At 67.9% G+C, this 10,815-nt stretch carries 10 protein-coding genes and 2 pseudogenes; 10 read left to right on the forward strand and 2 right to left on the reverse strand.

The features are described from left to right. Positions 1–432, forward strand: a 432-nt coding sequence (locus tag H0W38_RS07920; protein WP_292452696.1) for an enoyl-CoA hydratase-related protein, incomplete at its 5' end; no start/stop codon positions are given. Between the two features lie 12 nt (positions 433–444). Further along, complete coding sequence (locus H0W38_RS07925) at positions 445–1,146, forward strand: histidine phosphatase family protein (protein WP_292452697.1); 702 nt, start codon at positions 445–447, stop codon at positions 1,144–1,146. 1 nt (position 1,147) lies between these two features. Here the strand turns inward: H0W38_RS07925 and H0W38_RS07930 are convergent, their stop codons facing one another. Continuing rightward, the gene (locus H0W38_RS07930; protein ID WP_292452698.1) at positions 1,148–1,921 is read right to left on the reverse strand and encodes a class II aldolase/adducin family protein; all 774 of its coding nucleotides are present in this window, start codon (positions 1,919–1,921) and stop codon (positions 1,148–1,150) included. A gap of 78 nt (positions 1,922–1,999) precedes the next feature. Here H0W38_RS07930 and H0W38_RS07935 point away from each other — a divergent pair. From H0W38_RS07935 to H0W38_RS07945, 3 genes and pseudogenes are all read left to right on the forward strand, one after another. After that, positions 2,000–2,456, forward strand: a pseudogene (locus H0W38_RS07935) (helix-turn-helix domain-containing protein). 33 nt (positions 2,457–2,489) lie between these two features. Then, a complete protein-coding gene (locus tag H0W38_RS07940) occupies positions 2,490–3,581 on the forward strand; it encodes a phosphotransferase (RefSeq protein WP_292452700.1) in 1,092 nt (363 codons plus the stop codon). A gap of 36 nt (positions 3,582–3,617) precedes the next feature. Next, the gene (locus H0W38_RS07945) at positions 3,618–4,865 is read left to right on the forward strand and encodes an acyl-CoA dehydrogenase family protein (protein WP_292452701.1); all 1,248 of its coding nucleotides are present in this window, start codon (positions 3,618–3,620) and stop codon (positions 4,863–4,865) included. A 58-nt stretch (positions 4,866–4,923) separates the two neighbouring features. Here the strand turns inward: H0W38_RS07945 and H0W38_RS07950 are convergent, their stop codons facing one another. After that, positions 4,924–5,658 (reverse strand): hypothetical protein, encoded by a 735-nt coding sequence (locus H0W38_RS07950; protein ID WP_292452702.1) that lies wholly within the window; start codon positions 5,656–5,658, stop codon positions 4,924–4,926. Positions 5,659–5,737: 79 nt separating this feature from the next. Here H0W38_RS07950 and H0W38_RS07955 point away from each other — a divergent pair, with 79 nt between their 5' ends. The 5 genes and pseudogenes from H0W38_RS07955 to H0W38_RS07975 form a co-directional block, all read left to right on the forward strand. Continuing rightward, positions 5,738–6,430: a glutathione S-transferase N-terminal domain-containing protein gene (locus H0W38_RS07955; RefSeq protein ID WP_292452703.1), complete on the forward strand. Its 693-nt coding sequence runs from the start codon at positions 5,738–5,740 to the stop codon at positions 6,428–6,430. Between the two features lie 503 nt (positions 6,431–6,933). Continuing rightward, a complete protein-coding gene (locus H0W38_RS07960) occupies positions 6,934–8,616 on the forward strand; it encodes an MFS transporter (RefSeq protein WP_292452705.1) in 1,683 nt (560 codons plus the stop codon). Between the two features lie 34 nt (positions 8,617–8,650). Beyond that, entirely contained in the window at positions 8,651–9,481 is an 831-nt protein-coding gene (locus tag H0W38_RS07965; protein WP_292452707.1) for an urease accessory protein UreD, read from the forward strand. 145 nt (positions 9,482–9,626) lie between these two features. Next, complete coding sequence (locus H0W38_RS07970) at positions 9,627–10,643, forward strand: beta-ribofuranosylaminobenzene 5'-phosphate synthase family protein (protein WP_292452709.1); 1,017 nt, start codon at positions 9,627–9,629, stop codon at positions 10,641–10,643. Positions 10,644–10,720: 77 nt separating this feature from the next. Then, a pseudogene (locus H0W38_RS07975) lies at positions 10,721–10,815 on the forward strand (methylenetetrahydromethanopterin dehydrogenase); the annotation flags it as partial.

Raw genomic sequence — 10,815 nt, forward strand, 5'->3', positions numbered from 1 at the left:
GCCTTGGCCTGCGATTTGATGATTGCCGCCGAGGACGCGCGCTTCTTCATGGCCTACGGACGCGTGGGCCTGTCGCCCGACGGCGGCGGCAGCTGGCACCTCGCGCGCTTCCTGCCGCGCGCGCTTGCGCTCGAATTGCTGTGGCTGGGCGAGGCGGCCACCGCGCGTCAACTGCACACCTGGGGCCTTGTCAATCGCGTGACAGACAGCGGTGAAGCGCTGCCCCAAGCTCTGCGCATGGCCGAAGAACTTGCGGCGTTCGCTCCCAATGCGCTGGCCAGTGCAAAGGAGCTTGTGAACCAGGCACGCGTGCGCACACTCGGCGAGCACTTGGCAGCGGAAAGCACTCACTTTGTCGACAATCTTTTCAATGCCAACGGCGCTGAAGGCCTGCAGGCTTTCTTCGAAAAGCGAGCCCCTCGTTTTTCCTGACAGGCGGGCTCCATGAGCGTGTCTGCGTCGCGTCGGCGTCTGTACCTGATGCGGCATGGGTCGGTCGACTATTTCGGCTCCGACGGCGCGCCGCTGCCTCCAGACGCTGTTGCGCTCAACGACGAGGGCGAACGGCAGGCCGACGCAGCCGGTGAGCTTTTCAGGCAGTGCGGCGTGCACTTCGACCGCGCGCTGGTGAGCGGCTTGCCGCGCACGGTGCAGACCGCCGAGCGCGTGCTCGCAGCGGCCGGACAGAACCTCTCGCTCGAACACCACCCCGCGCTGCGGGAGATTCGCAGCGGGCGCCTGGCCGACATCCCGCCCGATCAGCTCGAACAGGCCTTTCTGGGCGCCTTCCGCGCCCGCGCCGATGTGGAGAGCCAGCGCTTCCTGGGCGGCGAATCGATCGGCGAACTGCTGGACCGTGCGCTGCCCGCGTTCGAGGCGCTGTGCGCGCGGAGCGACTGGCAGTCGATGCTGCTGGTGCTGCATGGCGGCGTGAACCGCGCACTGATTTCTGCTGCGCTGGCCGGACAGCGGGCTTTCTTCGGCCGGCTCGAGCAGCAGCCGGCCTGCATCAACGTTCTCGACATCGCCAGCACCGGCGAGACGGTGGTGCGCAGCATCAACCTGGCGCCGACGCAGTGGTTGCACGAGCGTGAACGCTACACGACCATGGAAAAGCTGCTGGCGCAGTACCGCGCCGGGCTTTGATTCAGTTGCGGTAGCCGGGATCGATGCGGTCCAGCCGGCGCAGCAGCGCCGGCCACGCCAGCGCACCGCCCTGCCCCCGCGTGACCTGCTGCGCCTGCTGCTGTGCGGTGGCGATGATCCCCGGCTCGATCCGCCTCAGCTCACCACCGCCGGCCTGTGCCCGGACCTGGATGGCGCAGACCGCCTCGAACAGGTACATGTTGAGAAAGGCATCGGCCACCGTCGCGCCGAGCGTGAGCAGGCCGTGGTTGCGCAGCACGAGGAAGTTGCTCTCGCCGAGGTCGGCCACGAGACGCGGCTTCTCGTCATCGCGCAGCGCCACACCTTCGTAGTCGTGGTACTTCAGGCCGGCCAGCACGAAGATCGACTGCTGCGAGATCGGCAACACCCCGCCCGCCTGCGCCGCCACCGCCACGCCGTTCAGGGTGTGCGTGTGCAGCACGCAGGCCGCGTCGTGGCGTGCTGCATGGATGGCGCTGTGGATGGTGAAGCCGGCGGGATTGACGGCGAACGGCGTGTCGTCGAGCTTGTTGCCGGACAGATCGATCTTGACCAGACTCGACGCCGTGATCTCGTCGAACAGCAGGCCGTAGGGGTTGATGAGGAATTGGTCATCGGTGCCGGGCACGCGCAAGGTGATGTGCGTGAAAACGAGGTCGTCCCAACGGAAATGCGCGACCAGCCGGTAGGCCGCGGCGAGGTCGACTCTGGCCTGCCATTCGCCCGGGCTCGCATGCGTTCGACGGCTCTCGATCACGAGATCGGCAGCGTTCATGGCGACTCCTCCAGGTGACGGTGCAGCCTGACAATAGGCCGCGCAAGGAAAGCGATGCTGTCACGTCAGGGACAAAACATGAATACCCCCGTTCTTACAATCGTCGAGCAACATCACATCGACTCGGGCCCATGGTTCAGCAAGCTATCGCAGACTTTGCGCAACGCGATCCTGGCTCGCGCGCAGGTGCGTCGCTTGTCGGACGGCGCGATGCTCACGAGCCGCGGCGCACCGGCCGGCGAATGGTGTGGCGTGGCCAAGGGGGCGATCCGGGTGAGTTCGGTGTCGCTGTCGGGCAAGCAGGTCACGCTCACTTACCCTGCTGCTCGCGCGCAGCTACGGCATCAGTCAAGGCGAAGAAATCCGCATTGGCCTGCAGCTCGCGCAGGAGGACTTGGCGCAATTGCTCGGTGCCTCGCGCCAGCGCGTGAACCAGGAGCTCAAGAGCTTCGAGCGCGACGGCGCGGTGAGGGTTGGGCCCACGCGCCTCGTGGTGCTCTCGCGCCAGAAGCTGCTTGCGTTTGCCGAACGCTGACGACTTTGCACTGACCGCACACGCCCCGCCGCCATGGACGACTACACCGGCACCCGACCTGTCGGCGCTCAGCACAGCTTCGACATCGCGGCGTTACAGCGTTACCTCGAGCCGCACCTTGACGGCTTCGGTGGACCGCTCGCCGTTGAGCAGTTCAAGGGCGGCCAGTCGAATCCGACCTACAAGCTCATGACGCCTTCGCGCAGCTATGTGATGCGCAGCAAGCCCGGCCCGGTCGTCAAGCTGTTGCCCTCGGCGCACGCGGTCGAGCGCGAGTTCACCGTGATGCGCGCGCTGGCCGGCAGCGACGTGCCGGTGGCCCGGATGCACCTTCTGTGCGAAGACGAATCCGTGATCGGCCGGGCCTTCTACATCATGGAGTTTGTGCAAGGCCGCGTGCTGTGGAACCAGGCCTTGCCCGACATGAGCACGGCCGAGCGAGGCGCAATCTACGACGAGATGAACCGCGTGATCGCCGCACTCCACAGGGTCGATGTCGAGGCTTGCGGGCTGCTTGGCTTCGGCAAGCCGGGCAACTATTTCGAGCGCCAGATCGGGCGCTGGACCCGGCAGTACCAGGCCTCGATCACCGAGCCGATCGACGCGATGGCCCGGCTGATCGAGTGGCTGCCGCAGCACATTCCGCAGAGCGCGCTGGATGCGTCGCAAACGAGCATCGTTCATGGCGACTACCGGCTCGACAACCTCATCTTCCACCCGACCGAGCCGCGCATTCTGGCAGTGCTGGACTGGGAGCTCTCCACGCTCGGCCATCCGCTGGCCGACTTCAGCTACCACTGCATGAGCTGGCACATCCCGCCCGGCGCCTTCCGCGGCATCGGCGGTCTGGACCTGGCGGCGCTCGGCATTCCGAGCGAGCGGGAGTATGTGAAGCGTTATTGCGAGCGCACCGGACGGGACGGAGTGGGTCGGAACGCCGACGCGGTGATGGCCGACTGGGGCTTCTACATGGCCTACAACCTGTTCCGCATGGCCGGCATCCTGCAAGGCATCGCGAAGCGGGTCGTCGACGGCACGGCGGCCAGCGAGCAGGCCAGACAGGCCGGCGCCGGCGCCCGGCCGCTGGCCGAAATGGGTTGGGCATTCGCGCAGCGTTCGCGCTGAGTCGGCCGACCTACCGAACCGCCTTCAGGAGACACGATGGACTTCGACTACTCGCCGGGCACCAAGGAATTGCAGGCGCGGCTGGCGGCCTTCATGGACCGCCACATCTACCCGGCCGAGGCGGCTTACTGGGCCGAGATCGAAGTCAACACGAAAGCCGGCAAGCGCTGGACGCCGTTGCGACTGATAGAGGACCTCAAGTCGAAGGCGCAGGCCGAGGGTCTGTGGAACCTGTTCCTGCCCGAGAGCGTCGGCGCGGCGACGCAAAGCGCTGGCGACACGGGCGCGGGCCTGAGCAACCAGGAGTACGCCCCGCTGGCCGAGACGATGGGCCGCGTGCCCTGGGCCAGCGAGGTCTTCAACTGCTCTGCCCCCGACACCGGCAACATGGAAACGCTCGTGCGCTACGGCAGCGCCGAACACAGGAAGCGCTGGCTGGAGCCGCTGCTGCGCGGCGAGATTCGCAGCGCCTTCGCCATGACCGAGCCCGACGTGGCTTCTTCGGACGCGACCAACATTGCTGCACGCATCGAGCGCCAGGGCGATGACTACGTCATCAACGGCCGCAAGTGGTGGATCTCCGGCGCGGGCGATCCGCGCTGCGCGATCTACATCTTCATGGGCAAGACCGATCCCGAGGCGCCGCGCCACAGCCAGCAGTCGATGATCCTGGTGCCGAGCGACACCAAGGGCATCACCGTCGTGCGGCCGCTGTCGGTGTTCGGCTACGACGACGCCCCCCACGGCCACTGCGAGATCACTTTCGAGAATGTGCGCGTGCCGGCCGCCAACATGCTGGTCGGTGAGGGCCGCGGTTTCGAGATTGCGCAGGGGCGCCTGGGCCCCGGCCGTATCCACCATTGCATGCGCCTGATCGGTCTGGCCGAACGCGCGCTCGAACTGATGTGCAAGCGGGCGTCCTCGCGCGTGGCCTTCGGCCGGCCGGTCGCCGATCAGGGGGTGACACGCGAGCGCATCGCCGAGGCGCGCTGCCGCATCGACATGGCGCGCCTGCTCACGCTCAAGGCCGCCTGGATGATGGACGTGGCCGGCAACAAGGCCGCCAAGGCGGAGATCGCGATGATCAAGGTGGTGGCGCCGAGCATGGCCTGCCAAGTGATCGACTGGGCCATTCAGGCGCATGGCGGCGGGGGCGTGTGCGATGACTTTCCGCTCGCGTACTTTTATGCAGGTGCCCGCACGCTGCGTTTCGCGGACGGGCCCGACGAAGTCCATCGCAACGCCATCGCCAAGCTCGAGTTGGGCCGCTACGCCGCAGTTTGATCGCGCGCAGTTCGGAACGGACAACGATGAACCGCGGCCGCGATGCCGCCCCAGAGGCTTACTCGGGAAAGTCCGAGGGCAGATGGCTCTGCCAAGCGGTGGAACTGGTCGTCGGCCAGGCTTGCTGCTGACCGCTCACGGCTTGCGTCGCCGCCAGCGCGCTTTTTGCAGCCGCCTCGTAAAGCGACAGCGCGCCGTCCAGCATTTGAGCCGTCGGCTCCAGCGCTTCGAAGCGCAGGTAGAGCCGGCCGCGCAAGGTCATGAGCACCATCGGCTCGTCATTGGCGAGCCAGCCACGGCTGGCTTCGTCGAGCTTGGCGATCAGCGCCGGGTCGAGCCAGACGTTCAGCGGCCCAGGTGCATTGGCCACCGCGGAAAAACGCGAGCGCAGCGGTTTCATCGCCGCGACCTGCACTTTCGGGAACATGGCCAGCCAGCGCATTTCCTCGGGCATGCCGGAGTCGATCTGCGTCTGCATGTCCTGCGTGAAGAGCGCGTAGGCGGCCTGTTCGAGTTCTTCGGCGAGCGCTCGCGAGGTGATCAGCATCTGCATGCTGGCGGGCAAGCGCAGATCCATGCGCATGCGCAACTCGCGGTCAAGCAGATAAGTGCGCTGCGGCACGCCCCATTCCATGCGCCACGTGTTGCCGTTCAAGGGGCCTTCGACCACGACGCCCTCGTCCTGGCGAACGCGCTTGGCGCTCAGGCCGCGTTGCAGCGCCCAGGCCTGCACGGCCCGTCCGTCGGGTTTCCCGCGGCTGCCGCCGATCCAGCGTTTGATCGAGTCGAGCATGGCTCAGAGCGTTGGAATAGAGTGTCCGCAGCAGGCGGTCCTGACACGCCGTCGAATACTTTTCACAAAGGCTTACGCGATGATCGAAGTGTATTCCTGGGCTACGCCCAACGGCCACAAGGTCCACATCATGCTGGAGGAGTGCGGCCTCCCATACCGCGTAAAGGCGGTGAATATCGGTGCTGGCGATCAGTTCAAGCCGGAGTTTCTGGCGGTCAGTCCCAACAACAAGATTCCGGCGATCGTCGATCCCGAGGGGCCGGACGGCGAGCGCATTGCGCTGTTCGAGTCGGGCGCCATCCTGGTGTACCTTGCCGCCAAGACCGGCCGCTTCATGCCGTCCGATCTGCGCGCCAAGTACGAAGTGCTGCAGTGGCTGATGTTCCAGATGGGCGGCGTGGGGCCGATGCTCGGGCAGACACACCACTTCCGCGTCTATGCGCCTGAGAAGATCGACTACGCGATCGAGCGCTACACCAACGAAGCCAAGCGCCTGTATGGCGTCATGAACAAGCGCCTGGCTAAATCGAAATATATCGCCGGCGCCGAGTACAGCATCGCCGATATCTCCATCTTTCCGTGGCTGCGTTCCTGGAAGAACCAGGGCATCGAGTGGAACGACTATCCGCACCTGAAGGGTTGGTTAGACGAGATTGCCGGTCGGCCTGGCGTGCAACGCGGGGTGGAAGTGCTGGCCCAGGAGCGCAAGCCGCTGGTCGACGACGAAGCTCGCAAGATGCTGTTCGGCGCGGAGCAGTACAAATCTCATTGAAGACAAGCGGGTCGGCACGTGGATTGCCACTGCGCCTGGGCTTCCCCGAGCCCCCTCATGCCTTCTCCTCGACTCACTGCCGTCTTTGCCTTGCTGTGCGCCTGTTGTGCGGCCTGCACACCGTTGCGCCTGGTGCCCACCTCTCTGGCCGGGGAGCCGCAAGGCGCCACCTTCTTTGCCGAGCCGGCGCCCAAGTTACCGATCTGGACCGAACCTCCTGCGCTGTTGCCGAAACAGCCGCCGGCTCTCACAGGTGGCGCCCGCTGCGGTAGTGAGCCGGGCGAACAGGCACGGGCGCAATGCCTGCGGGGCGATGGCATGGACACCGGGTGGGGCGGCTGAGCAAGGCGCTCACCGCCAGCAGCGAACGCCGGCGAGTCGCCGCCTGATCGTTCGAACGTCCGGGCATCGCCGAGGCGCGTTCTGCATCGGAAATTCACGAACATCGATCCACGTCGGGCGTTTGCGGCCGCCGGGCCGGCCATGAGCGTGCCCGGGCGTCGATGACGACGACCGTTCCCGTTGCGCCCGCCAAGGCGAGCCGCCGCGAGTGGATCGGCTTGGCGGTCATCGCCCTGCCCTGCCTGCTCTATTCGATGGACCTGACGGTGCTCAACCTGGCCGTGCCCGCGCTCAGCGCCGCCTTGCAACCGAGCGCGGCCCAGTTGCTGTGGATCGTCGACATCTACGGCTTCATGGTCGCCGGTGCGCTGATCACCATGGGCACCTTGGGCGACCGCATCGGCAGGCGGCGGCTGCTGCTGATCGGCGCGGCGGCGTTCGGTATCGCCTCGGTGCTTGCGGCGTTCTCGACGAGCGCCGAAATGCTGATCGCCACGCGGGCCTTGCTCGGCCTGGCCGGCGCCACGTTGGCGCCGTCGACGCTCTCGCTGATCCGCAACATGTTCCACGACCCCGGCGAGCGCACGCTGGCGATCGGCATCTGGGTGTCGAGCTACTCGGTCGGTGCGGCCATCGGTCCGCTGGTCGGAGGCGTGCTGCTGGAGTACTTCTGGTGGGGCTCGGTGTTCCTGGTCGGGGTGCCTGTGATGGTGCTGCTGTTGATGGTCGGCCCGGTGCTGCTGCCGGAGTTCCGCGATCCGCAGGCCGGTCGCTTGGACTTGAGCAGCGCCGCCCTGTCCCTGGCCGCAGTACTCACCACCATCTACGGCCTCAAGCAGACGGCCGAGCACGGGCCGGGCTGGGCGCCGGGTCTGTGCCTCCTGGCCGGCGCGGGGCTGGGCCTGATGTTCCTGCGTCGGCAGCGGCGGCTCGCCGATCCGCTGATCGACCTGGCCCTGTTCCGCCGGCCGGCGTTCAGCGCGTTGCTCACGACTTACACGCTGGGCTGCTTCACGATGTTCGGCGCCTACCTCTTCATCGCTCAGCACCTGCAGCTGGTGCTCGGGCTCTCGCCCCTTGCCGCCGGGCTGTGGACGGTGCCGTGGGCACTGGCCTTCGTCGTCGGCTCGATGCTCACGCCGCTGCTCGTGCGGTGCTGGCGGCCTGCCGACGTGGTGGCCGCCGGTTTGGCCGTCACGGCGGGTGGTTTTGTGCTGATGGCGCAAGTCAGAGCGGAAGACGGGCCGCAATGGGTCATCGGCGCCTCGGTCATCCTCTCGCTCGGCCTGGCGCCGGTGTTCACTCTCGCCACCGATCTCATCGTCGGCTCGGCACCGCCGGAGCGCGCCGGTGCCGCCGCCGCGATTTCGGAAACCAGCGCGGAGTTCGGCGGGGCACTCGGCATTGCCGTCTTCGGCAGCATTGGCGCAGCCGTGTACCGCACGGTCATGACCGACGGGATGCCGGCGGGTGTGACGCCCGAGGCGATGAACGCCGCGCGCAGCACGCTCGGCGCCGCCTCGGCGGCTGCGGCAGCGCTGCCCGCCGATGTGGGTGCGGCCCTGCTGGCAGCTACACGAGAAGCATTCGTGGACGGCTTGAGACTCACCGCCTGGATCGCGGCGGCAATCATGGGCGCTACGGCCCTGCTGGCCATGACGATACTGAGGCGTTCTTCCCCGGGCGATTCGCGCGCCGGCACAGCATCCGCGCTGCAAGCTGCTGCGACCGAGGCGCCTGCTGCGAGGTTGCGCTGTTCACGTGCCGCGCACCGTGCGTCATGCGCTGCCCATCGATCCGCCTCTCGTCCGACAGCCGAACGACGGAATCGCCACAAGGGGTAAGGCGATACTCGCCGACCTCGATTCGCAAACCCCGATGGCCTGGCACGGACAGCTCGACCTGACCTTCCGCCGCGACGGCGAACGCAGCGTCGCCATGCACCGCCACAGCGGCCCGCTGCGGCTGCTGAAAAGCCTGCACCCCGAAGGGCCGGGCGTTTGCCACGGCGTGCTCGTGCACCCGCCCGGCGGCATCGCCGGTGGCGATGAACTCGTCATCGATCTTGCTGTGGAGGAACAGGCGCACGGGCTCGTCACAACGCCGGGCGCCACGCGCTTTTACCGCAGTGCCGGCGAGTCGGCCTTGCAGAGCGTGAGGGCTCGGATCGAACCGAACGCGCGCCTCGAGTGGCTGCCGCTGGAGACGATCTGCCACGCCGGCGCGCTGGCCGAGAACCGCATGCGCTTCGAGCTGGCGCCGGGCGCCGAGATGATCGGCTGGGATCTGCTCGCGCTCGGCCTGACGGCCAGCGACGCGCCCTTCGATCGCGGCCACATCACGCAGCACATCGAGCTGCCCGGCGTGTGGCTGGAGCGCGGCACGGTGGATGGCGCGGCCCCGCAGTTGCTCGACTCGCCGCTCGGCTGGGCCGGACATCCCGTGATGGCGACGATGTGGTTTGCCGGCGGCGCCCCGATCGGCGGCAAACGGACCGAGTCGCTGCTCGACGCGACGCGCGCCGTTTGCGCCGGCAACGCGCTGGCCGCGACCAGCGGCTGCACCGCGCCGCACGAGCGAGTGATCGTGCTGCGGGTGCTGGCGCCGAACGTCGAGACGGCGTGGACGCTGCTCACCGCGGTGCGGGAGCAATGGCGCGAACAAGCCTGGGGACTTGCCGCCTGTTCGCCCCGTGTGTGGCGGACCTGAGGGCCGGTGTGCGCATGACACACTGTGCTGGCTTCGACACAAGCTCCGCGCCGACGCGCCGCACCGGCGCTGACATCCCGCCGCAGGCACGTCATTGAGCCGCGGGAACGGGGCTTGCATTCAAGGCACCGAACCTGCGCCCGCCATGCCCCCTGCCTTGCCTGCTCACACCCGCCCGAACCGCTGCATCCGCGTCAGTGCGCCCGGCCGCCTGCATCTCGGTTTCCTCGACCCGTCCGCCTCGCTCGGCCGGCGCTTCGGCAGCCTGGGCCTGGTGATCGACGGCTTCGAGACCGTGGTCGAACTGAAGCGCACCGATGAGCCGCGCATGAGTGCCGATGGGGCCGCCGCGCAGGCCGAGTTGGGGCGCGCCCGCGAACACCTCGCCGACCTGCAGCGCGCCACCGGCTCACGAACGCCGGTCCACCTGCATCTCGCTCAGGTGCTGCCCGCCCATGCGGGCTTCGGCTCGGGCACGCAGTTGGCGCTGGCCATCGGCCGGGCCTTCGCCGCCTTGCACGGCCTGTCGCTCGCTACCGCCGAAATCGCCCGCCTGCTCGGCCGCGGTCTGCGCTCGGGCGTGGGCATCGCGGGCTTCGACCACGGCGGACTGCTGCTCGACGGCGGCCCCGGAGAAGACGGCACGCCCGCGCCGCTGCTGGCGCGCTTCGACCTGCCCGCAGACTGGCGCGTGCTGCTGCTGCTCGACCCCGCCCGGCGCGGCCTGAGCGGCACCGACGAGAAGGCCGCGCTGTCGGCGCTGCCGCCGTTCGCGCGCGAGGACGCTGCCGCGGTTTGCCATGAAGTACTGATGCGCGTGCTGCCGGGCGCGGCCACGGCCGACTTCGCCAGCTTCGCGGCAGGCGTGAGCCGCGTGCAGCAACTCGTCGGCAGCCACTTCGCGCCGGCGCAGGGCGGCAGCGGCTATGCCAGCCCGGCGGTCTCCAGAGCGTGTGAATGGATCGCCGGCCACGGCACGGCGGCCACTGGTCAGAGCTCCTGGGGACCGACCGGCTTCGCCATCCTGCCTTGCGGCATCGAGGCGCAAGCCTTGCTCGATGCGGCGCGCGCAGCCGGGGTGGTCGACGCCGCCCTGCACACGCCCATCGTCGCCGCCCGCAACCAGGGCGCGGTCGTCGATGCCGGCGCGCCGCCGCCATAGCAGCACAAGACAACGCATCTGCCACCGCCGCCTGCGCTACACACACCTTTTCAGCGACATCCACCGAGACGATTGCCATGGACCGCCCCTATATCCTTCACATGTTCACGCCGGGCAAGCAGATGAGCCCGTTCGACATCAACATGGCAGCCGATGCCGGCTACCAGATGCT

The sequence above is a fragment of the Methylibium sp. genome, assembly GCF_013817365.1.
Lineage (GTDB): Bacteria > Pseudomonadota > Gammaproteobacteria > Burkholderiales > Burkholderiaceae_C > Methylibium.